This is a genomic window from Saccharibacter floricola DSM 15669, from assembly GCF_000378165.1.
In the GTDB taxonomy this organism is placed as follows: Bacteria; Pseudomonadota; Alphaproteobacteria; order Acetobacterales; family Acetobacteraceae; genus Saccharibacter; species Saccharibacter floricola.
The window spans coordinates 1-26,586 of sequence record NZ_KB899348.1 but is presented as its reverse complement, the minus strand read 5'-3'; the positions used below and the strand labels follow the sequence as shown (position 1 = coordinate 26,586).

Sequence of the window (26,586 nt, the reverse complement as noted above, 5' to 3'; positions counted from 1 at the left end):
CGAGGATAATTCGAACCCCGGTCTGTCAGAGTCTTTGATAATCAAAAAGTGACTTTCTGTTTTTGTTGTTTTTATCTGGGAAGTAATGAAAAGTGTCTGGGAAAATTCTTATAAACAAAAGGCAACTGGCCAAAGAACTAAATGTTTCTCTTCCCACGCTAACTTCTTGGATTGAGAAATATGAAGACTTTCCCATTGTCTCTCGTGGCCGCAACGGTTCTTCTTACAAGTTTGATGCTGAAGAAGTTTTCCCATTCCTTGACCAGAAGAAGGAAGAAGAACTTGAGAAGAATGCTGGGCGTGATGAAGCGCTTGCAAGCCTTCAGTTAAGCTTCTCAAACCTATTCCCCGATGACGACGCTCTTCCCATTCAAAGCCGTGAAGACATCAAGAAGCAGCTCGACATAGCGAAGCTACACCAGCTCAAACGCAAAGAAGCGCAAGAGTGCGGCCTTCTTGTTCCTGCCAATGAGATGCGCGATGCTCTTATGTCCACCTTCGCGCGGCTAGGCTCAGAGAGCCGGAACTTCATTAAGCGCTTCGGAACAGAAAACGGCATCCCAGCAGCGATCATACAGCACAAGATTGCGATGTATGAAGACCTTCAAAAAGCGACGGTCAACGACATCCTAGGGCTCCTCACCCCACCAGAGGAACAAGAACACGCAACACAGGAGGACACGCATGGCCTCCTCTAATATCCCTCCAGCAGAACTCTCAGAGTTCCCGTTTGTTCAAGCCCGCGCCATTGTCCGTGAAGCACTGAGCTTCTACCTCCCTGCTGAACGTGTTTCTGTGGCAGAGCACGCGGCCATGCACCGTTACCTCAACAATCGTGGCGGTGGCTTTGTTGGGCGCTGGAGCCATGAGGAAGCCCCCTATCTTGTCGGGCCTATGGAAGCCCTAACAGGCCCGCAACTCACCACGGCCATTGTCGGGCCAGCCCGGTCAGGGAAAACGACCGTCGGACAGAATTGGCTCCTTCAAGCCGTGGAGACAGACCCCGCAGACTTTCTCGTTTACGCCCAAACAGACGAGGTACTTAGGAATTATGTAAAGTCCGAAATTGATACCATGATTAACCTCCACAAAGGCATGGCATCTCGTCTTGGCTTAAAACCAAAAGACCGAGCACTCGATTTTAAGCGATTTGCAGGAATGTGGGTGCAGTTTCTATCCGCTACCTACAATAACCTCCTCAATAAAAATGCCGCTCGCATCATCATCACAGAGCTCGACGCGTGCGACCCTAGCGGTGAAGACACCTATGCCCTTGCTGACATCCGCCGCCAAACCTTTGGCCGTGACAGCATGGTGCTGTGTGAATCCCACCCTGACGCCGCCACCGGCCTCTCTCCCAAAAATTGGGACGCGGGAATCATGAAGCTCTACCGCGACAGCGACCGCCGCACTTGGTGGTGGCCCTGCCCAGAGTGCAATGCGTTCTCCAGCCCGACCCCCGGCACATCGCGTGAAATGGCGCTGCATTACGACGTCGATGCCCCGCTCGACGAGATTGAGCAACAAGCGCGCCTTTTATGCCCCTCTTGCGGCTGTCTGATTGAAGACAAGTGGCGGCGCACGATGAACAAAGACGCGTTCTGGGCCTGCGCTGGCACAACGGTCGCTGAGGACGGAACACGAACGGGAACCCCCATCAGCTCTGATATTGCAGGCTTCTGGATCACGGGCCTAATGAGTCCCTTTATGATCGGCGGTATCGGCACTCTTGCGCGCGAAATTGTGCGCACTAAGCGCGATTTTGACGCCTCTGGAGATGATGCCGAACACCGCGCTGTTATCGTGAAGCGGTTGGGTGTTCCCTACACACCACCACGCACCGTGCGCTCGGTCGATGCGGAGGCGCTCGCGCTTCGTGAAGACCCCACCTTATCGCTTAATCGCGTTCCTAAAGGCGTGCGCTTCCTGACCGCTTCTGTGGACGTACAAGCCAACCGCTTCGAACTGCTCATACGCGGCTGGGGAATTGATGGAGAAAGCTGGATTATCACCTACCGACAGATCAAAGCGGAACCAGCCACCAATGCAGCGGACTGGGACAACCTGATTGCTCAGGTTATGGAAACCCCCATCCCGCTCGCTGATGGATCAGGCCGTGGCATGGTTCCCCTGGCTCTAGGCTATGACTCAGGTGGGGAAGAGGGCGTCACAGCGCAAGCCTACGCGGCATGGCGCCGCGCACGAACACGGCGGCTTGCTAAACGCGCCGGCATGATTGAAGGCCGCGTGGCCTATAGCGTCCTTCCCCTAAAGGGCATGAGCACGGTGAACGCCCCGCTTCTGGCCGTCCGCTATCCCGACAGCCAGCGGGCCAGCACCATGAGCGCCCGGGCTGATGATGTGCCGCTTGGGCAATTCAATCCCAACCAATTCAAAGACCGACTCTCTTCTGATCTTCTCATCACAGAAGCAGGTCCGCGCTCTGTTCATTTCCCCTCAGGTCTTGGCCAGCTGCATGAATTTTATGATCAGCTTTCAGCAGAAGAGCGCTCATCTTCAGGGCGCTGGCACAAAAAGCGCGGCGGCCGCCGCAATGAGGCATGGGACCTCATGGTGATGGCCGATGTCATGGCGCATCTCTTTGGCCTCCAACGCTATCATTGGGACGCACCCCCTGTCTGGGCCCGCGAGTGGGACGACAACCCCATGATCACGCCGTTATCGCTCTCACAAGAAGAAAGCAACGCAGCCTTACCAGCACAAACGCCCTCGCAGACCAGACCTAAAACCCCCAACAGCCACGCTGCACGGTTAGAGCGGATCAGACAACAAGCAGCCCGTCTCGGTTCTTTCTCCCGCAAAGGAACACTTTAATGGCCAGCAATAACCGCCTCATCACCATCTCAATGGATAACAAAAAGCTCCGTAAAGACCTTGAGAAGCTACGCGGTCGCGGCCATCAACGCGGCATGACAAACGTTGTGAATAGCCTCGCCTTTGATAGCCGTCGGGCTGTTGTAGACGGTATGAAACGCGTTTTTCATAACCCCACGAACTGGACCCTAGGCATGTTCAGGGTCATCAAAGCCCCACCAGGGCGAACAGAGGCAGCTTTGGCAACGAAAGACCTTGTCGCCGGTCAAAATGTTGGAGCCGCCGCTGCACGCTATCTGTCACCTGATGTTTTTGGTGGCGAACGTGGAATGAAGCCGTCAGAGCACGCTTTAAGCAAGGTCTCTGGAGGGCAATATTGGGTTCCTGGGAATGATGCACCGTTAAATGCAAGCGGAAACATTAAATCCAGCGAGATCAAAGCCATCCTGTCTCATCTCAGTCTCTATGAAGACCCCTCTAAGAACATTTCAGAAGAGACAATGCGCGCCTTGCGCAAAGGGAAGAAAAATAAGAACGCCAATGGTCAACGCGGTAAGTATTTTATAGGAAAATCAAAAAAAAGCGGACGTCCTATAGGCGTTTATAAATATTCAGGCACGCCCGGAAAAGTGCTTCAAATCATCCGTTTTGTCGCAAAGCCGCCGCATTACCGAAAAATCCTACCCGCGCAGCAAATCGTTGATGATGTGGTAGAGCGTAATGCTCCAAGCTATGTTGAGCGCGAAATTTATCATCATCTACGACGTGCCCTTAAAGATAAGAAACGATGACGGAACGCCATAATATCGCTGATGAATTGGTGCATTCTCTCAAACAGGGTGTCGCTATTGTGCAAAAAATATGAGTGCTGGGCGTCATTGGACGCCGCCCTGAAAAAGCTGCCCGGACGCTGCTTCTTGTGCTTGACCGTGAGCCGAAAGCTGTAGGGTAGATAATGTATTTAATATAAACTTTTTAATACATATTTTGCTTTAGCATTTCCTTGGTCCGCTGATTTCTGAAGCCATTCAGCTGCTTTCTTAAAATCTTTCGTAACTCCTCCTAGCCCCTCATAATAGGCAACGCCTAAGTTATACTGAGCTTGGTCATTTCCTCCGTTCGCTGACTTCTGAAACCATTCAACTGCTTTCTCATAATCTTTCGTCACTCCTTTGCCTTTATTATAACAAAAACCTAGGCTATATTGAGCTTTAGAATTTCCTTGGTCCGCTGATTTCTGAAACCATTCAACTGCTTTCTTATAATTTTGCGCAACTCCTCGGCCATCATAATAAGCAACTCCTAAGGCAAGCTGAGCTTTGGCATTTCCTTGGTTCGCTGATTTCTGAAGAGACTCAACGGCTTTCTTATAATGTTGCGTAACTCCTAAGTTTAACTGCTCGTTAGAATCTTCATTTTTAGAAGCCGCATATGCGCCTAATGACAAAAAACTAGAAATAAAAATTAACCCAAAGATACTTTTTTTCACGCTAACCTCTATAGAAGAATTCTATTTAATATCCGTATCAATCTAGCAATACAGACTTTAACATCTTCTCCGGCCTAAAGGACAGGGTTTCCAGCGAGGCAATACGATAAAAAAGAACATGATTAAAAAACATCTTGCTTATTGGGCCCGCTAAGCCCTATAAAAACATTATTCTTTTCGAAAATCGTTTAGGCGGCTCCATCGGGGCCGCTTTTTTTATGCGCTTTTCTCCCCAAAAAATCTGAGGGCAGTATGGCTATTCCCCTTACCCCGTCACGCCCGCTCTTCAATCCCCGCAGTTCAATTCTCGCGGGAATGGATGAAGAAGAGCTTAGACAGCAGCTCAAAGCGCTCCAAAGGGCTTACCTGTCGCTCCAATCAGGGCAGAAAATCGTCTCAGTCTCCTACACCCAAGGGGACGGCTCACGCTCTGTCAGCTATCGCCCTGCTGATGCCCCACAGCTTCTCCAAACAATTAAGCTGATCCAATCGCAGCTCGGCATACCAGGAACGCGGCGCTCTGCTTTGCGTCCCGTTTTTTAAGACACTGATGAGGATTTATGGCCATCCTATCTCCCCGCCGCGCAGCCCTGCAACGCGGCAGGAGAGCTGCGCCTAAAGCCCCCGCACGCCCTCGCCCTATGGGTCTGCATAATCCGTCCAATATGCCCTATGATGGGGCGGATTATTACGGTCAGCATAACCAGCAATGGATGCCCGGCCTGCGCAGTGGGGATTCAACCATTGGCGCATCCCAGCGTGACACGCTGGTGGCACGCATGCGCGATCTGGTGCGCAACGATGGGTGGGCCTCTGGTGCCGTCACACGCATTCTTGACAGCGTGGTGGGCGTCTCACTTCGCCCTGTCTCAAAGCCTGACCATCGCTGGCTTCGCCATGTTTCAGGAAACTCACGATTTGACGCTTCATGGGCGGCTGAATTCAGCAGCTTTATCGACGCCCATTGGCGCAATTGGGCAGACGACCCCTCCCATTACAACGACACGGAACGGCAGCTCACCTTCAGCCAACAAATGCACTTAGCCATGCGCCATCTTCTCATTGATGGCGATGCTTTGGCCGTTTTGCCGTGGCTGGAAGAGCGTGTCTGCTTAGGTGGTGCGCGCTACGCCACAAGCGTGCAAATTGTTGATACGGATCGCCTCTCAAACCCCGATAATCAGTATGACCTCAGCACCATTCGCAACGGTGTTGAAGTTGACCCAATAACGGGCGAACCGATTGCCTACCATATCCGTGAAGCCCACCCGGATGATTATTTTGCAGTCGCTCAATCCACCCGTTGGGCACGCTACCCCAAAGAGACCGCCTTTGGCCGTCCCATCACGGTTCATCATTTTGAACGCCATCAGGCCGGGCAGCATCGCGGCGGGGCGGGCATCTTTGCTCCCGTCATCACACGCATGAAGATGCTGGCACGCTACGATACCGCAGAGCTTGATGCCGCCATCGTCAATGCTGTGTTTGCCGCCTTTATTGAAACGCCCTACGACCCACAATCAACAGCAGAGGCACTGGGCGCCACAAGCGCGTCGGAAGCCTTAGGAAACCCCGCCGGTTGGGCTGGGTGGGATGAGCGCGTGGCCTATCATGATGGGCGCAATCTCTCGCTCCAAGGCTCACGCATCCCCATGCTCTCGCCGGGGGAGAAGATCACATCTGTGACCGCCGCACGGCCTGCAAGCGGCTTTGCTGACTTTGAAAAAACAGTTCTCAGAAACGTAGCATCAGCGGCGGGCCTAAGCCCCATGCAGGTCAGCAATGATTGGTCAGATGTAAACTACTCTTCAGCCCGCGCCGCCTTGCTTGAAGCCTACAAAACAACAGACCGCCGCCGCCTTGATTTCTGCGCCGGTTTTGCAGTTCCCATTCGTTTGGCCTGGTTGGAAGAAGCGATGGAAAGCGACCGTCCGCCGATGCCCACCGGCGGCGCCATCCCACACTTCTTGGAAGCACGTCATGCTTATGGGCGGGTAAAATGGCTTGGCCCTGGCCGTGGCTGGATTGACCCCACAAAAGAACGTGAAGGAGCCCTTATTGGCGTTCAGTCGGGCTTGTCAACGCTGGAAGATGAGGCCGCGATGAATGAAGGACGCAACTGGGAAGACATTCTCGATCAAAGAAAAATTGAACAAGAAGCCTTTCAAAAAGCAGGCCTCCGACAACCGGGCGATAGTCGGCCAGATGAAGCCGTCTCACATGATGACAGTGAAAATTCAGGAGATAGCAATGAGTAACCCTAGCCTGAGGCTCTCAACCATCCTGAATAAGCCGCTCGCTCTTGACCATAGCCGCGCGTCTGAATTGCGCTCAGAACTTGTTTCGCATGGGCCGCACGCCACGATAGTCGCGCAGTCTCCTCAGGCGATGAGTGGTTTTGAGGATTCTGAAAGCAACTTTCATTACTGGGGCGTCCCTCTCCGCATAGAAAGGAATGTGGGGATCATCCCCATTACAGGGCTCCTCTTATCCGGCCCCGGTGGATTTCTTTACCCCTATTGCTCGTTCTATGAGGACATCAGGGCACGGCTTGACGACGCCCTGGATGATAGCCGGATTAAAGCGATTGCCTTATGGATTGATAGCCCCGGTGGCGATGTCAGCCAATGCTTAGAATTGTCGGACACGATCGCCCAAGCGCGCCGTCGAAAGCCCATTGTCGCCATCGTCTATAATTCAGCAAACTCTGCCGCTTACGCCCTGGCCTGTGCGACCGATATCATCACCGTTCCTGAAACGGGCATGGTGGGGTCGATTGGCGTGATTATGATCCATGCCGACTGCTCAGAGATGCTGCAAAATAAGGGCGTCAAAACCACCGTTTTCCGCTTTGGACGCCATAAAGCGGAACTGCAAGAAGTAGAGCCACTGACCCCTGAGATTATCAATCGCGAACAAGCGATTGTGAATGCGCTTGGTGAAAAGTTTGTCGCTCTCGTTGCACGCAATCGCTCGCTTGATGAAGGCACGATACGCGCAATGGAAGGGGAAGCGTATTTAGGAGAGCGTGGCGTTGCCCTTGGCCTTGCCGACGCCACCATGCCCCCACATCAGGCGTTAGACGACCTCATTGAGCAGTTTTCCTAACCGCTCAAACCCGTTTGTTAAACCGGTTTAACACCCTGCCAAATAGGCCGCCATCACCGCGATGAGCGGCTTTTTTTATGGAGCTAAAAAATGGCACAACGTCCCGCCTCTCGCCGTAATACTCGTAGCCCTTATGCTCATTTAAACGGAGCCCGTATGGGCGATGATAATCAAGACACGCTTCCACCGAAAGCGGACGAGAACACCCCAGACGACCTCCCCCCAGAAGAAACCACTGGAGAGGATGACGACACCCAACACGCACGTCACCATCGTGGCGAAACTCCCGACCCTGATGACGACACCGCACAATCTGACGACGATCTTGACGCGGAAGATGAGCGTGATGATGAAGACGACAGAAAAGCAGAAGAGGGCGACGATGACGACGACAGAACCGTTCGGGAAGACGCAAAAGCCCGCGCCTCATCCCGTGCGCACGCCATTTTAAGGCGCCCTGAAGCCGCCCATAATTTAGCCCTTGCCTGTCACATTGCCTTCAACACCACCATGACGCGCATGCAGGCCGTAGCCGCCCTCCGTGCGGCATCGTGTGGTTCAAGACGGTCACGTCGTGCCAGCACACGCCACACATCTCAGAACACAACAGCCAGCCTGCGCAGCCGCATGGCCTCTCATGCTGTGCGCCCCCTCAAGGCCGATGCTGGTCAGCCCAAAAGCTCTCTTCAATCGCGCGTTGCGGCTTTTAACAAACGCCTGAACACAGGAGCGTAATCATGCCCTTGCCTCAAAGCTATCAATTCCGCCCTGGTGCACGAACCGTCACCTTCGTCCCCGATCAGCTCATTGCCGGCAACCTCAAGCTCGTCACGCGTGACGTTTCCTTTGACAAGTCAGAAAACCCCCTTATCCGAGGCACTCTTGTCGGCCGTGTTGATGCCACAGGCCTTTTTGTTCCATCCCTCCCAAGCGCAACAGATGGAAGCCAGAACCCCCTTGGCATTGTTGTGGACGTCGTGGACACAACAGCCGGGCAGGCCTGGGGGGCTATTTATGAGATGGGCGAATTTAATAGCCGCTACCTCACTTATGATTCCTCATGGGCCTATGACGCGCTGGTAACAGCATGCCGTAAAAATCAGCTCTTTATCAAAGAATCCCTCTCAAATGATATTTTATAAAAGGAATAATCTCCATGGCCTATAATCCTAGTGCAGAGCTCGGTTCAGAAGCCTCTTTGCAGGCTATGATCAGCGTCTATGGCCTCACCGAGCTCATTGATACGGTTGAGAACCTCAAAAAGTCCTCTGGCTTTCTGCTTGACCTCGCTTTCACCAACATCGTGACCTCTCAATTCCCTGAAGTGGCCATTGATGTGGACGTTGGTAAACGCCGCATGTCCCCTTTTGTGAGTCCGCTGGTGGAAGGGAAAACTGTTGAATCACGCCGCACAGCAACCAACTTATACACCCCGCCAACCCTAAAAGACTTACGTAATCCTGACTTTCTCAAACCTATTCGCCGTCAAATTGGGGAGCGCATCGGGGGCGATACCTCTATTCGTGCGCGGCTTGAAGAAAATCTCATTTTTGAGCTCTCTGATCAAAAAGACATGATCAACCGCCGCACGGAGTGGATGGCCGCCCAAGCCCTCAGCACCGGCAAGATCGGCATGAATGTGGAGGGGGAAGGGGAATCTGTCATTGATTTCAACCGTGATCCTTCTCTGACCATCGCGCTAACAGGGAATGCCCAATGGGGACAGCCCAACGTCTCACCAGCCGATAGCGTGACGAACTGGGCCATCTACGTCATGCAAAAATCTGGGGCGATGCCTCGAAATATCGTTTTCACACCGTCTGCATGGCAAAAGTTTATTTCTGATCCGAAAGTGGTCAACGCCATTTTCCAAAACGCTCTTATTGACCCTAAAAATGACCCGATCGTCACAGGGGCACGCCTTCCCAATCAAGGCGGCGTCTCTATGGGCCGTTGGGGGCAGTTTAATCTTTGGCTCTATGCCGACTGGTATGTTGACTATCAGCGCGACGCAGCAGGACGGATTGTGCGTGACGCGCAAGGGAACGCTCAAGAATTTGAACGCCCCATGCTCCCAGATGGCTCCGTTATCCTCACCGGCCCCGACCTTCAGGGCACGCGGGCTTACGGCCTTATTCAAGACCCTTACTTCAATTACGAGCCTTTACCGTATGCTCCAAAGCTTTGGTACAACGAAAATCCCGGCCAGATTAATCTGCTGATGCAGTCAGCCCCGCTGCCTATCCCCTCACGGGTCAACGCCGCGTTCTGTGCGACCGTATGTGCCCCCGGCAATGGCGTCTCAGGAGGCAATAGCTAATGGCGGACGAGACGAAGCCCTCTAAGTCAGAAGAGGCAACGCAACCTCGCACTGACCAAGATACCCTCCAAACACCCTCAAGGACGCCCCCTGTGCCCAATCCGGATACTCTCCAAACCGTTCGTGCTGTTGCTTTACGCCCGATCTACGATGAGCCGGGGCAGCCCCCTATTCCACCTGGCACCAGCATGACCATCTGTCCCATCACGGCGCGCGAATGGGTGGAAGTGGGCATTATTCGCCTCGCAGATGGTGAAGTTTTACCGGCTGAAGAGCGCGTCACAAAAGGGGCTTTCCCCATCTTTGCCAAATCAGCGCCCCCGCCCCCAACCTCGCAAGGATGAGCGGGCCGCTTGATTGGGACGGCCTCGTTCTTGGCCCTGTGATGGAGACGTTCGGTGAGCCCCTCACACTCTTTCCCGCTTCAGGAGGGCCAAAAGTGCCTTTTGTGGGAATCTATGATGAGGGCTTTAAAAAGGTCGAAGACCTCCCAACAGAGATGGGGATGGCGCCCGCTCACATCAGCTCATCCCTCCCCGTCATCGGGTGCCGCTCCTCCAGCTTTCCAACCCTCCCTCGGCAAGGCGACCATGTTCTTGTCAGGGGAGAACGGCTTGTGATTGAGGAAGTCCAACCAGACTCTCACGGCGCTCTTCACCTGACCTTAAATGCAGGCAATGCCTCACCGGAAATTTTCACATGAGACCTTCCCCTCTCCACGATGACGGCCGGCTTTTCCGCGTGCAGCTTCGTGACCTCTGTGTTGATCTTTTAAAGCACGCATCAACCGTTGCGGAACGCCGTGTTTTCAAGGGCAACCCATGGCCTGTAAGTGCGGATAAACTCCCCGCCTTATGGGTCTCTGCTCCCTCTGATGTTGGCAGCTCTTTAGGGGCAGGCCCCCCGTCTTTCTCTCGCACAACCACCATCCAGATCATTGGGATTGTGCGGGGTGATAACCCTGCTGACGCTTTGGAACAGATCGACCATTTCAATGAAACGATTGAAACCCTCCTCATGACCGACACGCAGCTTATGAGCAACGTTGAGGAAGTGGAGGGACTTCACACACATGTCGAACTCAATAGTGAAACCAAAAATCATCTCGCTCAGTTCACGCTCGCCCTGGAGCTCAAATATTCCGAAACCTACTCGCTGCCAGGAAAACCTTTGTCTGCTCTGTCTGGCACTTTCCCCGCCCTCTAACCGCTTGCACCATCCTTTTAGGATTCCCCCATGTTTATCAAACCAGCTCAAAGCCGGGTGGTGCGCCATCCCGGCACGTTACGCGTTCTTTCTCCCTCTGGCGAGACCGTGACGCCCTCCCCTTTTTGGCACCGCCTTCTCGCTGTTGGGGACGTCGTAGAATGTGCCCCGCCCTCGTCAGACCCCCAACCTTCTCAAAAGGTTTCTCCACCTTTGACTGAGCGCCGCACAGAAGAGGGGAAAGCCCCATGAGTTCCGCTATTTCAATCCCCGGCTACGACACGTCCAATCGTGTTCCGGGGTTTTATTTTGCCCTCGATAACTCCAAAGCCAATACAGCTGCCGGTGTGCGTCGCGTTTTACTCATTGGCCAAAAACTCAAAAACGCTCCCGGTGCGGCTAATGTTGCGGTCAAAGATACGGGACTTTCTAATGCCATCGCCTCATATGGCGACGGCTCCCACGTCGCCTTGATGTTGGCCGCCTACCGTCAGACTGACCCATCAGGAGAGGTCTGGCTCTTACCGCTGGATGACGATGCAGGCGCAAGCCACGCCAGCGCAACGCTCACGCTTAACGGCCAAGCCACCGAAGCGGGAACACTCCCCCTTTATGTCAACGATACGCTCATCAGCGTTCCCGTTGCCAATGGAGACACAGCGCAGGCTGTCGCGCAGTCTATTGTGGCGCGTCTCAATCAAACCGCAGGCTTGCCTGTGACGATTAGCGCCCCTGCCAAGGGAAACGATGGCACGATCTCCCTCGTCTTCACGGCCAAGAATGCCGGTCTTACCGACAATCAGCACAGCCTAGCCGTTGCGCTTTTAGGGTCATCAGGCGGCCAATCTGTTCCCAATGGCCTAACCGTCACCACAACTTCCTTCACCAACGGCGCACAAAACCCTCAGCTTCCATCTGTGTTCGCAACACAAGGAAGCCGCGTCTATGATCTTCTCATTCACCCCTATAGTGATGAGGCATCCCTCACAGCGTTTCGTGATTGGACCAACAACCTCAGCGGTCGGTGGTCTCCCATGCAGCAGCTCTATGGCCAAGCCATCACAGCGGCTCGCCTGACATATGGCCAAGCAACGGCTTTGGTGAGCAAGAACGACCCGCACCAGTCCATCATGCCGACGTCAGATAGCCCATCCCATCCTGCTAAATGGGCGGCATGGTTGGGCGGCTCTATTGCTCTGTCTATGCGTGATAACCCCGCTCTGCCCGTTGCGGGGATTACACTCCCAGCTCTCCCTCCCAGTGGCGTGGGTGAGTTCGACCGTGATCAACGTAATTCATTGCTCCATGACGGACTGAGCACGTTCCGCGTTAGCGATGATGGCAGCGTCGTCATTGAACGGATCATCACAACCTATACTGAGAACGCCAACGGCCTGCCTGACAATTCCTATTTGGATATTGAGCGTCTTTTAACCGCTCAAGTCTGCCTCCAAGACATGGGCGCCTTTGTTTACGAACAATGCGGGAACGCCATCTTATTGCAAAATGGGGCACGCATCCCAGCAGGCGTCCGGGCCGTCACGCCTGACATTGTCGCCAACACCATTAAGGCACGCTACCGGACGCAATGTGACAATCTCTGGTGTCAAAACCCTGCACAATTCAATGCCGGTCTTTCTGTTGAATCCGCAGGGGAAGGGGTTCTCAAAACGCTTATGCCCTACATTTTTGCCGATCAGCTCTGGACGATTGCTGGCAATGCACAATTCCTCGCCTCATCCTAAGGAGAAACCCTATGGCTGCCATTCGCAGAGGCCCCCTTGCTGGTTGGGCCAGCTTTACCATCAACGGCGAGGTCTGGAATGTCGTCGGAGACCTCGAATACCGCCCAAGCGGCATGACCAACGAAACCCTCAAGGGCCAGAGTGCCGTTGAGGGTTTTGGACAAATGCCCGTGGAAGGTGAAATAAGCGCTAATATCCGAGACCGCGACGATAAACGCATTGCCGATCTCCAGGGTGCTTCTGGTTTCACCATCATTGCAGAGCTTGCTAACGGAAAAGTCGTGACAGGAAGCGACATGTGGCAAGTCGAAAACCTCACCGTTTCGACACAAGAAAGCACCTTTAAACTGACATTTCACGGCACCAGCGTGATTGAAGAAACCGTCGGAGGCACCCCGTGACACTCTCAGATAATGATATGCTTGAAAGCCTGTCTCAAGATCAGGAAGCAGAACCAAACACAGAAAACGAAACGCTCACATTGCCCCTTTCAAAGCCCATAAGCGTTGGGGAAAAAACAGTCACAGAGATCAAACTCCGCGAACCTACGCTCTATGAAACCATCATAGCATCGCAAAAGATTGTAAGCTTCCCCGACATCGTAGGCGTTGAGGTCATGGAATCTGAAATAGAACTTGTTCGTCAGGTCGCTGGTCTCTCTGATGCCTTTTTTTCTCAAATTCCTGCCGACATTATTAAAAAGGCACGTGATTTTGTTGTGGGTTTTGAAGAACGAGCACGCGAAAACTTTACCCAGCAAGAGCATGATCTCCCTTGCGAAAAAACATTAACATTTTCTCCGCCCATTCATGGCGGCGGAAAAGAATGGGATGTCATGACATTGCACGCCCCGATGATTGGCCAGATTAAATCAGCACGCATGATCCTAAAAAAAATCTCATTGGAGAAACTCCATAGATCCAATGAGATGCTCATTACATCCGTAAGCGGATGGCCAAAAGTCGCTGTTTTACGACTTCCTATTTCTAGATTTGTCGAAGCGTCTGGGTATCTCAACGGTTTTTTTCCCGTTTTCCAGTGAATTGGCGTGACATCCCCGCAGAGCTTTCGCTCTCCTTCCCCGGCTGGACGCGTGGAGACCTAGAAAGCTTGACGGGCGACGAGATGATCTTCTGGGTCAAACAGTCAAACCGACTTGCCAAAATACGCCAAATATCCGCAGAAAATAGCGGATAAATGGCATTGTTAAACCGGTTTAACAACCCAGAAGATGGGGTAAGATGATGGCTAAAAACTCCTCCATCAAAATGTCCATCGGGGCAGAAGATCGTTTTTCTAAAACGATGGATAAGCTGGAAAATCGTGTTGCACGGCTTAACGCACCCGTTAAGCGTTTCCAGACCAATGCAGCTCGGTTGGATAATTTTGGGCCACGTCAACTCCGCAAGGGTTTTTTAGGGCTTGCCGCATCCACCGGCGGTGCTGCTAAAAGTCTCGCCTCTATCATTCCTATTTTAGGGACGCTGACGGGGGCGGCCTCCTTAGCGGGGGTCTATCGGCTATCATCAGCCTGGGCGGGAATGGGGCGCCAGCTTGGCATCACCTCGCAGCTTATTGGCGTCTCTCCTGGGCGCCTTCAGGCTATGGGGAATGCCGCTAAGTTGGCAGGGGGCTCTGCTGAAGGCATGCAATCAACCCTTCAGCAGCTCGCCAATACAAGCTTTAATGCCAGAACTGGGCTAGACCCCGCCGCTCTAGCTCAGTTCCAGATGTTCCATATCTCTGCCAAAGAGCTGGAACATGACGCCCCCGATCAACTCTTTGGGCGCGTTTCCTCCCAACTACGCAAGCTTAAAACGCCCCTCGAACGGGCACGAGCCGCTCAGTCCTTGTTTGGCTCTGGAGCAAGCGGCGTTATCCCTGTTCTGCTCCAATCAGGGCAGGCATGGCAAAAGAACATCAACCTCGCACGCCGTTACGGCGTCATGAATGAAGGCGGGGTGGAGGCTGCCAACCGTCTCGCAAGCAGTCAGGATCGCCTAGAGCTTTCTGTCCAAGGTTTTGGCAATACATTAGCCCAAACCGTAGAACCCGTTCTGTCGCCTATTATCACACAGATGGCAGACTGGATTGCCGCTAACCGCCAATGGATCGCCACCAAAATCACAGGATATGTCAAAGACCTCGTCGATTGGTTCAAAGATGGCGGATGGGATCGCATCACGAAATGGGCCGGTGATTTTGTCACGAAATCCAATGACCTTGCCCAATCCCTTGGGGGTTGGAAAAATGCGGCAACGATAGCGGCCGGCGCACTAGCGGGGCTATTTTCCGCCCCTGTTCTTGCGAGCCTGATGGCAGGCTCTGGTGTTCTTGTTGGAATATTAGGAGCCCTTGAAGGGATCGCTGCAATCGGTGTGATGAACTACAAGCCGAATGCATCAGACAAGCGGTATGAGGAAGAGAAAAGAAAGGACGATGACAAAACAGCTCTAAAAAAACATTATCTAAAAAGAACCGGAGCTTGGACGAACTGGAATTTCGATGAAGGGAAAGAACGCTCTATCATTCAACAAGAGAAGGCCACACAGAACGCGCAATCTCCATCAACGAATGAAGACCGCCTTTCTCATAACGCCATCATAGGCGCAGGGGAAAACTTTTATTCTCCTTCAGCGGATGAAGGAAAGCCCCTCACTAACCGTCCCTATGACGCACAAGAAAGCTACGATAGCCACATCTACGCGTCCCTACATCGCAAGGTAGATGGAACAAACAAAAATGCTTTAGCCATCCAGCGCTCTTTGCATCAACATGGTTTCGCCAATACGGCCATTGCCGGAATTTTGGCGAACTTCTCTCAAGAGAGCAATCTTGACCCCTCTGCTCATAATCGAAGCCATGCCGGCATTGCTCAGTGGGACAAGGGGCGTCAAGCAGAGTTTCAAAAGCGCTATGGCCACCCTATGACCTCAGGCTCTGTTGATGAGCAGGTGGATTTCTTCACACGCGATCTCGCGAAATATCCAAAAATACAAAAGGATATTATGGGCGCTAAGAGCCCAGAAGAGGCAGGCTTTGCTATGGGGCGGCGTTATGAAATTCCGGGCGTGACCGATGCAACCTTGCGCCCTGATGTGAACGCACGCGCCCATGTGGCAGGGGAATGGGCACAAGCACTTAAAAGCGTGACAAGCTCTCTCTCGCATCCCGCTGCTCCAGCAATGAACGCTATACCTCCAAAGCCATCGGCACCAGCACTGGTCATGGAGCCACCTCAGCCTAAAGGGCCGCCACTGTCAGTAGCTCGGCCGCCTGATCATCAGGCAGACCTCACAAAGGATGAGGGCCACAACGCTCAAACACGTTCAGGCAATATGGGGGCAGACCCAAGCAGCAAGGTTGTGATTGACATCAATCACCTCAACCCACCACCGGGCACGCGCATAAAACTCAGTGAAAACAGCCCCAACATTTCACTAGGCTCTCTTCGCACACACCGTTCGATGTCGCCTGATGCCCCCTCTTTATGAGGGGGATTCTGAGATGGTTTTTAGGGATTATTTAGGAGAAAAAAATTATGTCTTTTTCCCTCTCGCCATTATCAGCCATTGCCGGTGAATTCCTACAATGCACCTTTCGCGGTGTGCCCTTTGCGGTCTACGGCTCAAGTGGAACAACAGGGCGGCGCGTTGCCACCCATGACTATCCGACTCATAACGGCGTTTGGTCGGAAGATTTAGGGCGGCAAGGCAGGCGCTGGAAAATACGCGGCCTTCTTGTTGGGCCTCTGTGCTATTCCCAGCGTGACCTTTTGACGATGGCCGTGGAGCATAAAGGCCCTGGCCTGCTTATCCATCCAAGCCTTGGTATCCTCAGGGCTGTCTGCACCTCTTATGAGTTCGCAGAACGTGACGGATATACCAATGTCATTGACCTTAATCTAAGCTTTGTTGAGCAGAAAGAGCTCCTCTCAAACCTCATCACGGCCGGTCTTCATGCCGCCCTAGGGGTGGCCTCTATGGCAACGGGGGCTATTTCAGCCGCCGGCTATATCAATATTTCTTCCCGTCTCTTTGCTCACGGCGCTGTTGTGGCCCAAAGCGCGCGCGCTGTTATGAGTGACTGGGCAGGGACCGTCGTCACACAAGCCAATAGCCCAACGTCAACCACTCAACCTGTCGCTCAAATAATGGGCAATAATGGCCGCTATAGCGGGTCATCAGGCACATTGTCGGTTGATGACGCTCTTAGCACGCTTTCTCAATGGCGGGATTCACTCAAATCGTCCGCTCGCGCACTGGCAACGGCATCTCCAACGCCTGAAAGTCTCACTGAACGCGTACAGAATATTCTGTCTCTTGTGCCACAAAATAGCTCAGACCCTTCCGCTCAGTTGGCATTGCTCAAGCCTTTATGCGCGCTTCCACAAGAGGCGCTTAACCCGATAGAGATAAAAGCCCAAACCATCACCCATGCCTCATCTTTGGCCGCTCTTTGGACACGCTTTTATCTTGCGTGCGCGGCTTTAGGCCCGCTGGCCGTCGCATTATCAGACTGGCAGCCAGCCACCGCTACAGAAGCACGCGCTATAATCACGACCATGGCCGCGCTCTATGACGATTTTCAGATGGCAGCAGGCAATAATAACCTTGATGAGCTTTACCAATCCATCAGCGACCTTGCTGCCAAAAGCCTGCAAGATTTGTCACAAAAATCAACAGCACTTCCCGATCTCGTGCCCATCACCCGCAATAGGCCACTTCCTTCGCTCACTCTTGCCCAGCAGCTCTATGGGGATGGCAGTCGCTCGGGTGAGCTTATGTCACGGTCAGAGGCTATTCACCCCGCCTTCATGCCAAGTCATTTTGAGGCAGAATCATCATGAGCAAGACGGACCCCAACGCGCTAAAAGTCACCATCGACAACCACGAGCTTACCGGTTGGCAAAACTATAGCTACCATGCCGGGATTGACCTGATCCCATGGCAACTATCGTTAAGCGCTACCCTTCACCAGCTCGATAATCATGATCTTTCATTCACAGTAGGGGCAAGCGCCACTGTTATGATGGGTGAGACACTGATGCTCACCGGGTATCTTGTCTCGACCAGTGAATCCATCAACGCGAACGGCCATACGATTTCTCTGATTATTGGCTCCAAGACACAAGACCTCACCGATTGTTCGGCGTCCCTCGTGACCTCTGACCTCACGCTTGGCGGTAACGAAAATAATGGCCGAACCCTGTCGAGCATGGTGACGCAGCTTTGCGCGCCTTTTGGTGTTTCCGTAACCGTCGATCCTCAGATTGATAATCCCGTTATTCCGCTTTTTGCCATCAATCTGACTGAAACACCTTACGCGATCATTGACCGCCTCTGTCGGCAAGTGGGGCTTCTCTTTACAGATACCGCAGAGGGAAACATCCATCTCACAACCGTGCAGAAGGCAGCGGAGAAAACGCCAAGCTTTCGGTATGGTGATACTATTGAAGAGTATGAAGAGCAGCATTCAACGACGAACCGTTACAGCATCATCAAAGCTGTTTTACAAACGTCAAATTTGCTCAGTTCTGAGCCCAATAGTGCAGATTATGTCTCGCAGGTTAAGGCATCGGAAAGCGGGAAGCAGGCAACTGACCCCGGCATGACGCGATACCGCCCCCTTCTCATTCCTGTTGACCTTGGCGACGCGAATTTTGATGTCGCTGGGAAGCGTGTTCTGTGGGAAGTCGCGCGTCGTTCAGGCCGGTCGCAGCCTATTACTATTACCGTGTCAGGCCATCGTGACGAACATGGAGCGCTCTATACGCCCAACACACGTGTGACACTGACAAAACCAGACGATAGTCGCGTCGATCTTGTGATTGCCAATGTCACCTATGAAGGGTCAGCCAACGGGCGGCGTACGCAGCTTACCTTGCTGACCTCTGCCAGCCTCACCCCGCAGCCTATTGTCAATAAGGTTAATCAAAAGGCAGGGGCTGCTGCCCAAAATGATTCTGCGAGGCATTAAATGTCATCTTTCGCCCGACTTGCTGGACGGCTCGCCTTTTTATTCTCGCTCGGCCGTCAAACGGCCGATACGGTGATGAAGAAAGGCGGCCAAACGCTCCAGCTTCTCCTCACCTCACGCGAACTACGCGATAACATCCCTCTTCTACAGCATTATGGCTTCGTCTCGCGGCCACGCGCGGGCTGTGATGCCTTGGTTATTTTTTTAGGTGGCGACCGTTCACGCCCCGTCGCTATCGCCACCAACGACCAACGTAATTACCCCACTTCTCTTAATCCGGGCGAAGTCTGCATCACCCACCCCCCAACGGGGTCCATCATGCGCTTTATGGATGACGGAAGCATTTCCATCATCCCTCAAAACGGCATCGTAAACCTCACGGGCTCGCTCAATGTAAGCGAGAACATAACAGCCACTGGGACAATCACTGGGCAGACAGACGTCATAGCTCATGGGATTTCTAGCGCTCACCATACCCATACGGGTGTGCAATCTGGTGGCAGCTCAACGGGGGCGCCTCAGTAAAGCCTTGAACGCGCTAAACATTAGGGAAAAGAACGCTTTCTTTAGAAAGTCATGGCCATGTGGGCGATGTATCCTGACCGTGTTTCCCCTGCTGCTTTAGCCTGTGCGTCCAGGCGTGCCAAAATGCGGCGAGGGATGGTGATGTTGATACGTTCGGCTTTCTCCTCAAAAAGAGCTGGATCAACAGAGGCGAACCCCCATACCCATTCTGGCCCTTCATAGTCCTTTAATTGTTTGAGGCTTTCGAGGGTTGATGGGCGTGGGATAGAGCGGCCTTCTTTGATCTCTTCCTCGATCCACAAGGTCATAGCTTCAGTCGCATTCGTGATGGCCTCATCAAAGCTATCGCCTGCTGAAAAGCACCCCGGAAGGTCTGGAACGATCACGCTATACGCTGTGTCTTGATCGCCAAGTTCGATAACGATTGGGTAACGCATGGTGTCTCCTTTGCCGGGCTAGGAAAGCCCGGCTTGTTTTCTGATGGCTGCGACTAAACCTTTTGATAAATCCTTTTTAGGGTGGGGAACAGTGACTGAGTGGCCATGATCTAGATGCTTGAAAATATGGTGTGATCCTCGACAGCTGACTTCCTTCCATCCCGCTTTTGTTAATTCGCGGATTAGTTTAGCGCTGTTCATAGGGATTTTATACACACTATACTTACTATACTCAACAGAAAAATACATATCGTGTGTATTTTAGTTTCATGCACGGTGGGGCGCTTTTGAAAGGTTCAAAAACGATAAAAAACCGTCATAAACTCTTTTTTGTGGAGGCACAGAATGGCCGATATTGCACTCCATTATCACAACGCTACACAAGCGGGTGATCTGCTCTTTTCTGATGGCGATATTTCTTTAGAAAACCCGTTAAGAGAAGCCCTTCTCATTTCTCTTTTTTCTGATCGTCTGGCACCTGATCAGCTTTCAGCACAAGATAAGGCTATTGGTCTTCATATCCCCGGTAATGCGCTTCATGCCACTGAAAACCCACGCAAGGGATGGTGGGGCGATATGTTTGGTGAGGGCCTTATTGGCTCACGATTGTGGCAATTACAGCGTGTCATTGTGGCGCAAAGCAATACCGTTCTCTTAGAAGTCGAGGCCATCATTTATGAAGCGCTTGAATGGCTCATAACCGATAATGTGGTCGTAAAAATCGACGTCAACGCGACATGGTCTCACAACAGCGCTCAAACAATTCACTTTTCTATTGCCGCTTATCAGCCCACCGGGCCGTCTCCTGAGAATTTTCAATTTTCTCTCGCATGGCAAGACATGGCCTAAGCGCGTTTCTTTACGTTCCCGTCTGCAATTCTGAGTTTCGCTATGCCATTCAATCGTCCGACTTTAACCGAGCACCGCAATAGTATTTTGCAAAATATGCAGTCTGCTAACCTGCCTGGTGCAACCAACATCACGCGTTTCTCAGTACTCGGGGTCTTTGCCAAAGTGTGGGCAGGAATGGCTCATCTTCATGACGCCTATCTTGATTGGATTGCGAAACAGGGTGTGCCTTGGACGGCAACAGGTGAAAATCTTGAAGGCTGGGGAAACCTCAAGGGCGTCACGCGTAAAGCCGCCTCGCCAGCATCAGGAGCTGTGACGTTTCAAGCCGTTGCTAATACGGCCCTCCCCATAGGTTCTGAGATTTCTTTGGGCAATGTAGGCACGGCCATCACGACAGAAGCTGCAACAGCGGATGGAACGGGTCAGATAACACTGCCTGTCCGCTTTTCCACTCCAGGGGCGAACGGCAATGTTCCACTTGGAACGGTCGCAACTCTGACCAACCCCATTATTGGCGTGCAATCATCTGGGCTTGTGTCCACAGCCTTTACAGGCGGGGCAGACCTCGAGGATGAAGAAGCCTTTAGGGCGCGCATTCTCACGGCCTACCAAACGGCTGGGAAGAATGGACGCGCTCAAGATTATGTCGATTGGGCATTAGCCATTCCCGGCGTGACGCGCGCCTGGGTCAACCCCGATGGGTTCGGGATTGGCAGTGTGGTGGTTTATGTGATGCTCGATAATGCCAATGCTGCTCAAGGTGGCTTCCCCATTGGCAAAGATGGCAGCGCAACAGCTGAAAAGCGCTACCATACGGCAAGTGGAGACCAGCTGACTGTTGCAAATGCCATCAATGACCTTCGCCCTGTCACGGCTCTGGTTATTGTGTGCGCTCCAATTGCACAGCCCATTGATTTCATTATTTCCGGCCTAGGAGATGATAATACCGCCACCACACAGGCGGCTATTTCGAACGCACTTAACGATGCTTTCCGACGTGCAAGCGGCCCCGGTGCCACGGTCTATCCCTCAACGTGGAATGGCGCCTTAGATGCACTCAACCTTCCTCAATATAGCGTGCAGTCTCCCAGTGGCCCTGTCATTGCTGAAACCGTGGGAAGAATGCCCATACTTGGGAAGATTAGTTTTAGGAATTAGCCATGCCTTCTCACCGCTATAGCGCAGAAGACTTTCGTGATGCGCTCCTTAAGCTTCTGCCTTCTGGCTTACTGTGGAACCGATCAAAAGAGAACGGTTTAGGAAAGCTCTTCCATGTTCTAGGCCAAGTCTATCAGGACGGCACACATAGAGCCCTATCCTTGCTGAGTGATCTGTTCCCAGGGACCACATATCATTTCATCCAAGAATGGGAAAAGACGTTTGATCTTCCCGATAGCTGCATGGGGGATGATGGAACCCCTGAGCAAAGGCGAAACGCTATCATTGCAAAGCTCACCGATGAAGGCGGTTCGTCGGTTCGTTACTATATCACCCTCGCTCAAAATCTAGGCGTGCCTATTACGATTGAAGAGTTCGCCCCTGCACGAGCGGGTATCATGCGGGCGGGTCAACGCTGTTACGGCCGTCATTGGGCGTTTGCGTGGCGTGTGCAAATCCCACGCCTTGTAGTGTCGCGCTTTCGTTCTGGCCGCAACACCGCAGGCAACCGGCTGAGAACGTGGCAGCGCGGCTACATTGAATGTGTCATCCGCAAGCATTCCCCTGCCCATACAGCGCTTTTCTTTCGCTATTTCACAACAGAAGAAAGATGAAACATGGCTTATCAAATTGATGACATTACAGCCGTTCAAACACCTGATCCCCTTCCAACAGACGCCGTTAGTCAGCCAGGTTATTTCACAGACGGGGATCCAAGCGATAAAGGATTAGGCGCAACATTTGTCCCTGCCTGGTGGCTTAATATGGTGCAAGGGGAGCTTCTCTCTATTTGCGAAAAAGCTGGCATCAGTCCAGATAAAACCAATAATGCACAAGTTGTTGCTGCCATTCTCACATTGGTTCAGCAACAGAGTTCACATTTTCTTTCTACCCTTGAAGCATCCATCAATGCTGAAACCCAACGGGCAGAAGCAGCCGAAGCAGGCTTGCAACCTAAGGGGCCGTATCTTGTTGGCTCTAAAAATGCCTCTGAAGATGTGCCTGCTCTGGGGATCTGTATCGGGATCAACGGCACCATTCCCGTTATCAAAGACAGCACTGGCAAGCTCTGGTTCCTCGCCAGCACCGACGCTCTTGATGCTGAAACAAGCCGCGCTCAAGCCGCTGAGAGCCAGCTCCAGAATGCCCTTAATGCCGAAACCCAACGGGCGGAAGCCGTCGAAGCAGGGCTGCAACCCAAGGGGCCGTATGTGCTGGGTTCTGGCAATGTGCCTACCGATGTCAGCGTCTCGGGGCTTTGCATCGGGGTCAACGGTACTGTGCCCGTTGCCAAAGACAGCACTGGCAAGCTCTGGTTCCTTGCCAGCACCGACGCTCTTTCTGCCGAAACAAACCGTGCTCAAGCGGCTGAGGCGGCCTTACAGCCGAAAGGCAATTATGTGGTGGGCGATGGCAATGTGCCTTCCGACACGCCGGTGCAAGAAATGTGTATCGGGATCAATGGCACCGTGCCCGTCATTCGTGACGCCAAAGAGAAGCTTTGGTTTATGGCAACCACAGACGCACTCACCAGTGCCAGCAACAACCTCATCAATACAACACTCGCAACGGGTGGCGGGAAATGCGCGATACAGCGCCTAACAACCACGATCTCAGATGGGCAGTGGGTGGGCTTGCCTTGGTCGTTTGCTGACGATGACGTCACGTTCATTATCCAACCCATTGTCTCCAGCGGCTACATTAATTGGGTCGCGCTCAATTATGACGACCCTAACCGACCGCATAAAAACAGAAGCGGGTTCTCTGCCAAAATCTGGTCAACCAATGGCGGCGTAACCACCATCTCCCCTTACACTCTGACATTCGACGTTATCGCGATTGGAAAAACATCATGACAGATCCAAGCCTCTCTACAACGGCCGCCAACGCAACCATAGCAGAGCAGATCAAGGCGTTTACAACGCCAGAACCGCCGGCTGAAAGCTCCCCAAACGCACGCTATTTTGTGCGCGTCGATCCACAAACGGGGATTGTTCAAAACTTCTATATCATTGCGGATGGAAGCCCTGTGGAAGACCCTGATTTCCACGCCATTACGCTGGAGGAGTATAAGACCTTCTCAGCGAAAAAAGGCGCGAAATGGGACAATGGCACGCTTTCAGACTATACGCCTCCGCCCCCACCGCTCAGACCGCAAGCACAGAATGCTCTGCAAGCCGTGCAACAAAAGGCGAATATGGCGGCGGTGATGGGCGAGGTCTTTGGCCCGAACATGCGCGCTTATGTGCAGGCATTGCGGGCTATTGCCGATGGCTCCGATACCACCAGCACGCAGCTTCCTACTGCTCCAGATGATGTCACGACGTAACGTCGTATCACCGCTCTCTCCCTTCCTCATCGCCACCCTCTGAGGTGGTTTTTTTATAGTTAGACCATTCATGACATTTCTCGTTAAAGCCGCCGCACGATCATCCTCTCCAAGACCCCCGCCATAGCCAGGCGGCCCTTGGGGCTGACACTCCCTCTGTCAAAAACACCACAGCCAGTCCAACGCATTCCGCGTTGTGCTGGCTTTTTTTATGATCCAAAAGGTTCACTTTTTAACATGCAACGATCTGACACATACACGGCACAACCTGCCGCTACCCCCAACACAGACGGCTCTATCCCTTCTCCAGCTGGGTGCCCTCCTCTGCTCAATGATTTCCAGATAAGCGACATTGCAGCGCTCACAACTTCTGGAACAGAACTGTTCCGTACATTTTCTGAAGCCTCGCGCCTGACAGAAACCGGGCAAGTCCGCGCCTTTGACGCAAGCTTTGCGCACCAAATCGGCGGCTATCCGCAGACAGCTCTTGTCACAGACCCCAATGACCCCAGGCGGCTTTTTATCTCGACACAAGAGAATAACAGCGCTGACCCGACAACAGACACGAGCGGTGCCTGGTTTGCGCTGACAGATGCCGTAACGGCTCTGGAAGCAGCTCTGAAAGATGAGACAAGCCGGGCTGAGAAAGTGGAAGCAGGGCTTCAGCCAAAAGGCGACTATGCGACGAATTCTAGCTTAAATGCTGAAACAAGCCGGGCAGAAGCTGTCGAAGCCACGTTGCAGCCTGCTGGCGATTACGCCACAAACGCAGGCCTAAAGAGCGAGAGTGAGCGTGCAAAAACCGCTGAAGCTGGGCTACAACCCGCCGGTGATTATGCCACCAATACCGCCCTTAATGCAGAAACGAACCGCGCCCAGACCGTAGAGGCAACATTACAGCCCAAAGGGGATTATGCGACGACTAGCTCCCTTACGGCTGAGGCGGAACGGGCAAAAAGCGCTGAAGCGAGCCTTCAGCCAAAGGGCGACTATGCGTCAAATAACGACCTAACCTCAGAAGTCGAGCGCGCTAAAACGGTTGAAGCAACTCTCCAGCCCAGAGGAGATTACGCAACCCACAAGGATCTCTCAGACGGAATTTCCTCCGAAGAAGAACGCGCAAAGGCCGCTGAAGCGCAAGCTATCTCTGGTACCTACGGTCTAACAAAGGGCGATATTCATGGTGTCGCCATGCACACACAAGGCGATAACAACAATGTCTTGTATTATGACGGCGAGAATGGCTGGCGTGCTCTAGCCCTACAATCTTACCTCAATGCTGAGACAGAGCGTGCTCAGACCGCTGAAGCTCAGGCTATCTCTGGTACCTACGGTCTAACAAAGGGCGATATTCATGGTGTCGCCATGCACACACAAGGCGATAACAACAATGTCTTGTATTATGACGGGGAGAATGGCTGGCGTGCTCTAGCCCTACAATCTGACCTCAATGCTGAGACAGAGCGTGCTAAGACCGCTGAAGCGACTTATCTGCCACTTACGGGCGGAACATTAGAGGGTGATGTAACGATAAAACGCACACACCACTGGAATAACAACCGCGGTGGTGGCCAAATAACGCTTGCGATGGATGACGGACCAGAGAAATTCTATCAACAGCTCTACCGTAATAATGGCGAGATGACACAAGGTATTCTCGGTATCACAGACGAAACGGGTGACCACCATTGGAAGCTGCAGACCGATGGGACCATTGTCACGCCATCGGGAAATAACCTTCTGGAAACCAGCAACACAGAAGGACGACGTATGCGTCAGTCCTTCCGCGTTTCTGTGAGTAATGCTGGACGTATTTCTTGGCCGAAACCTTACGCTAAGGATGATCTTGTCGTTGCCCATTTTACACCAACAGAAAATGGCGATGGACAACTTCATATTGCCAATATCCTCAACAATACTCAGCCTGATCGTACGGGCTGTTATGTGGCTATCGAAACTATCATTAAGAATACGAATGATAAACTCGTACCAGCCTTCAGCCCCGTCACATTAGATGTCACTGTCGAAGGATACAGCTCATAACCCCCGATCACGCAGCCTCTCCTTTATGGAGGGGCTGTTTTTTTTATGCCCCAAGGAGGCTCTCATGCCTGATGCAGACTGCGCCCGTCGTGGCGAAGTCAATGAACTCCGCGACCGTGTGGTCACGCTGGAAACCAAGCAGAAATACGCCCAAGAAAGCATTCAATCGCTCTCTGATAAAGTCAGCGCTGTGGCGTCCCAGATGAATGATGGTTTCGCTAAAATCTCCCAACAAATGAGCGAGATGAACAACCGCAAAACCATGCTTCTCACCGTCGCCGGCGGTGCTGGTGGTGGGATCGCCGTGGGGTTGTTTGATCTCTGTAAAAAACTCTTCGGAGGCTAACCATGCGCCCTCTTCCACGCGGTATCCGCAACAATAACCCCGGCAACCTCAACTATGTCGGGCAATCCGGCGCTCATCGAGAGCCGGAGCCTCACGGGCGCTTTGCTGTGTTCCCCACCGCTCAAGACGGTTTGCGGGCTTTGCGTGACCAGCTTTTGCGCTATGTTGAGCGGGATCGGGTCAACACGATTGCTGGTATCATCGCCAAATGGGC

At 52.8% G+C, this 26,586-nt stretch carries 30 protein-coding genes and 1 pseudogene; 28 read left to right on the top strand and 3 right to left on the bottom strand.

What is annotated here, in order from left to right; all coding sequences use genetic code 11:
* Nucleotides 1–92 precede the first annotated feature (92 nt).
* The 3 genes from F457_RS0110790 to F457_RS12970 are packed head-to-tail and all read left to right on the top strand — an operon-like array spanning nucleotide 93 to nucleotide 3,626.
* Complete coding sequence (locus tag F457_RS0110790; RefSeq protein WP_018981156.1) at nucleotides 93–698, top strand: hypothetical protein; 606 nt, start codon at nucleotides 93–95, stop codon at nucleotides 696–698.
* Nucleotides 685–2,835: a terminase gpA endonuclease subunit gene (locus F457_RS0110785; RefSeq protein ID WP_018981155.1), complete on the top strand. Its 2,151-nt coding sequence runs from the start codon at nucleotides 685–687 to the stop codon at nucleotides 2,833–2,835. Before F457_RS0110790 ends, F457_RS0110785 begins: the two co-directional genes overlap by 14 nt.
* A complete protein-coding gene (locus F457_RS12970) occupies nucleotides 2,835–3,626 on the top strand; it encodes a hypothetical protein (protein ID WP_018981154.1) in 792 nt (263 codons plus the stop codon). The genes F457_RS0110785 and F457_RS12970 overlap by 1 nt, the downstream gene beginning before the upstream one ends.
* A 170-nt stretch (nucleotides 3,627–3,796) precedes the next feature.
* On the opposite strand, the gene F457_RS12965 is transcribed toward F457_RS12970, so the two are convergent.
* A complete protein-coding gene (locus tag F457_RS12965) occupies nucleotides 3,797–4,324 on the bottom strand; it encodes a tetratricopeptide repeat protein (protein WP_018981153.1) in 528 nt (175 codons plus the stop codon).
* Between the two features lie 252 nt (nucleotides 4,325–4,576).
* On the opposite strand from F457_RS12965, the gene gpW reads away from it, so the two are divergent.
* The 17 genes from gpW (at nucleotide 4,577) to F457_RS0110680 (ending at nucleotide 19,207) form a co-directional block, all read left to right on the top strand.
* Nucleotides 4,577–4,867 carry a gpW family head-tail joining protein gene (gene gpW, locus F457_RS0110760; protein ID WP_018981151.1) on the top strand — a complete coding sequence of 97 codons (291 nt, stop codon included), beginning with the start codon at nucleotides 4,577–4,579 and terminating at the stop codon, nucleotides 4,865–4,867.
* A gap of 17 nt (nucleotides 4,868–4,884) precedes the next feature.
* Nucleotides 4,885–6,582 (top strand): phage portal protein, encoded by a 1,698-nt coding sequence (locus F457_RS0110755; protein WP_018981150.1) that lies wholly within the window; start codon nucleotides 4,885–4,887, stop codon nucleotides 6,580–6,582.
* Nucleotides 6,575–7,432 carry a S49 family peptidase gene (locus F457_RS12960; protein WP_018981149.1) on the top strand — a complete coding sequence of 286 codons (858 nt, stop codon included), beginning with the start codon at nucleotides 6,575–6,577 and terminating at the stop codon, nucleotides 7,430–7,432. The genes F457_RS0110755 and F457_RS12960 overlap by 8 nt, the downstream gene beginning before the upstream one ends.
* Before the next feature lie 90 nt (nucleotides 7,433–7,522).
* Nucleotides 7,523–8,167, top strand: a complete 645-nt coding sequence (locus tag F457_RS0110745) for a hypothetical protein (RefSeq protein ID WP_018981148.1) — start codon at nucleotides 7,523–7,525, stop codon at nucleotides 8,165–8,167.
* Nucleotides 8,168–8,169: 2 nt separating this feature from the next.
* On the top strand, nucleotides 8,170–8,574 hold the full coding sequence (locus F457_RS0110740) for a head decoration protein (RefSeq protein ID WP_018981147.1): 405 nt from the start codon (nucleotides 8,170–8,172) through the stop codon (nucleotides 8,572–8,574).
* A 14-nt stretch (nucleotides 8,575–8,588) separates the two neighbouring features.
* Nucleotides 8,589–9,752, top strand: a complete 1,164-nt coding sequence (locus F457_RS0110735) for a major capsid protein (protein ID WP_018981146.1) — start codon at nucleotides 8,589–8,591, stop codon at nucleotides 9,750–9,752.
* Nucleotides 9,752–10,096 (top strand): hypothetical protein, encoded by a 345-nt coding sequence (locus F457_RS0110730; RefSeq protein ID WP_018981145.1) that lies wholly within the window; start codon nucleotides 9,752–9,754, stop codon nucleotides 10,094–10,096. The genes F457_RS0110735 and F457_RS0110730 overlap by 1 nt, the downstream gene beginning before the upstream one ends.
* Nucleotides 10,093–10,455, top strand: a complete 363-nt coding sequence (locus tag F457_RS13415; RefSeq protein WP_018981144.1) for a head-tail joining protein — start codon at nucleotides 10,093–10,095, stop codon at nucleotides 10,453–10,455. The genes F457_RS0110730 and F457_RS13415 overlap by 4 nt, the downstream gene beginning before the upstream one ends.
* Entirely contained in the window at nucleotides 10,452–10,958 is a 507-nt protein-coding gene (locus F457_RS0110720; protein WP_018981143.1) for a hypothetical protein, read from the top strand. The genes F457_RS13415 and F457_RS0110720 overlap by 4 nt, the downstream gene beginning before the upstream one ends.
* A 30-nt stretch (nucleotides 10,959–10,988) precedes the next feature.
* Nucleotides 10,989–11,210: a DUF2635 domain-containing protein gene (locus tag F457_RS0110715; RefSeq protein ID WP_018981142.1), complete on the top strand. Its 222-nt coding sequence runs from the start codon at nucleotides 10,989–10,991 to the stop codon at nucleotides 11,208–11,210.
* Complete coding sequence (locus tag F457_RS0110710; RefSeq protein ID WP_018981141.1) at nucleotides 11,207–12,703, top strand: phage tail sheath subtilisin-like domain-containing protein; 1,497 nt, start codon at nucleotides 11,207–11,209, stop codon at nucleotides 12,701–12,703. The genes F457_RS0110715 and F457_RS0110710 overlap by 4 nt, the downstream gene beginning before the upstream one ends.
* An 11-nt stretch (nucleotides 12,704–12,714) precedes the next feature.
* A complete protein-coding gene (locus F457_RS0110705; RefSeq protein ID WP_018981140.1) occupies nucleotides 12,715–13,104 on the top strand; it encodes a phage tail tube protein in 390 nt (129 codons plus the stop codon).
* On the top strand, nucleotides 13,101–13,745 hold the full coding sequence (locus F457_RS0110700) for a phage tail assembly protein (protein WP_018981139.1): 645 nt from the start codon (nucleotides 13,101–13,103) through the stop codon (nucleotides 13,743–13,745). The genes F457_RS0110705 and F457_RS0110700 overlap by 4 nt, the downstream gene beginning before the upstream one ends.
* A gap of 199 nt (nucleotides 13,746–13,944) precedes the next feature.
* Nucleotides 13,945–16,197 (top strand): phage tail tip lysozyme, encoded by a 2,253-nt coding sequence (locus tag F457_RS13410; RefSeq protein ID WP_018981138.1) that lies wholly within the window; start codon nucleotides 13,945–13,947, stop codon nucleotides 16,195–16,197.
* 47 nt (nucleotides 16,198–16,244) lie between these two features.
* Nucleotides 16,245–17,552 (top strand): DNA circularization protein, encoded by a 1,308-nt coding sequence (locus F457_RS0110690; RefSeq protein WP_018981137.1) that lies wholly within the window; start codon nucleotides 16,245–16,247, stop codon nucleotides 17,550–17,552.
* Nucleotides 17,549–18,682: a phage baseplate assembly protein gene (locus F457_RS0110685; protein ID WP_018981136.1), complete on the top strand. Its 1,134-nt coding sequence runs from the start codon at nucleotides 17,549–17,551 to the stop codon at nucleotides 18,680–18,682. The genes F457_RS0110690 and F457_RS0110685 overlap by 4 nt, the downstream gene beginning before the upstream one ends.
* Nucleotides 18,683–19,207, top strand: a complete 525-nt coding sequence (locus F457_RS0110680) for a phage baseplate assembly protein domain-containing protein (RefSeq protein ID WP_018981135.1) — start codon at nucleotides 18,683–18,685, stop codon at nucleotides 19,205–19,207.
* Nucleotides 19,208–19,248: 41 nt separating this feature from the next.
* Here F457_RS0110680 and F457_RS0110675 read toward each other — a convergent pair whose 3' ends face one another.
* Nucleotides 19,249–19,644 (bottom strand): type II toxin-antitoxin system HicB family antitoxin, encoded by a 396-nt coding sequence (locus F457_RS0110675; RefSeq protein ID WP_018981134.1) that lies wholly within the window; start codon nucleotides 19,642–19,644, stop codon nucleotides 19,249–19,251.
* 18 nt (nucleotides 19,645–19,662) lie between these two features.
* Nucleotides 19,663–19,845 (bottom strand): type II toxin-antitoxin system HicA family toxin, encoded by a 183-nt coding sequence (locus tag F457_RS13660; RefSeq protein ID WP_083912769.1) that lies wholly within the window; start codon nucleotides 19,843–19,845, stop codon nucleotides 19,663–19,665.
* 144 nt (nucleotides 19,846–19,989) lie between these two features.
* Between F457_RS13660 and F457_RS0110670 the strand changes: the two genes are divergently transcribed.
* The 8 genes and pseudogenes from F457_RS0110670 to F457_RS0110635 all read left to right on the top strand — a co-directional run.
* Nucleotides 19,990–20,493 carry a phage GP46 family protein gene (locus F457_RS0110670; RefSeq protein ID WP_018981132.1) on the top strand — a complete coding sequence of 168 codons (504 nt, stop codon included), beginning with the start codon at nucleotides 19,990–19,992 and terminating at the stop codon, nucleotides 20,491–20,493.
* A 42-nt stretch (nucleotides 20,494–20,535) separates the two neighbouring features.
* Nucleotides 20,536–21,654, top strand: coding sequence for a baseplate J/gp47 family protein (locus tag F457_RS0110665; RefSeq protein ID WP_026294355.1), 1,119 nt, complete (start codon nucleotides 20,536–20,538; stop codon nucleotides 21,652–21,654).
* 2 nt (nucleotides 21,655–21,656) lie between these two features.
* Nucleotides 21,657–22,268, top strand: a complete 612-nt coding sequence (locus F457_RS0110660; protein WP_018981130.1) for a YmfQ family protein — start codon at nucleotides 21,657–21,659, stop codon at nucleotides 22,266–22,268.
* Between the two features lie 3 nt (nucleotides 22,269–22,271).
* Complete coding sequence (locus F457_RS12945; RefSeq protein WP_018981129.1) at nucleotides 22,272–23,510, top strand: hypothetical protein; 1,239 nt, start codon at nucleotides 22,272–22,274, stop codon at nucleotides 23,508–23,510.
* Nucleotides 23,507–23,983, top strand: a complete 477-nt coding sequence (locus F457_RS0110650) for a hypothetical protein (protein ID WP_018981128.1) — start codon at nucleotides 23,507–23,509, stop codon at nucleotides 23,981–23,983. The genes F457_RS12945 and F457_RS0110650 overlap by 4 nt, the downstream gene beginning before the upstream one ends.
* A 237-nt stretch (nucleotides 23,984–24,220) precedes the next feature.
* Nucleotides 24,221–26,026: a hypothetical protein gene (locus F457_RS0110645; RefSeq protein WP_018981127.1), complete on the top strand. Its 1,806-nt coding sequence runs from the start codon at nucleotides 24,221–24,223 to the stop codon at nucleotides 26,024–26,026.
* A 64-nt stretch (nucleotides 26,027–26,090) separates the two neighbouring features.
* Complete coding sequence (locus F457_RS0110640) at nucleotides 26,091–26,372, top strand: hypothetical protein (protein WP_156809444.1); 282 nt, start codon at nucleotides 26,091–26,093, stop codon at nucleotides 26,370–26,372.
* 2 nt (nucleotides 26,373–26,374) lie between these two features.
* Nucleotides 26,375–26,586, top strand: a pseudogene (locus tag F457_RS0110635) (structural protein P5); the annotation flags it as partial.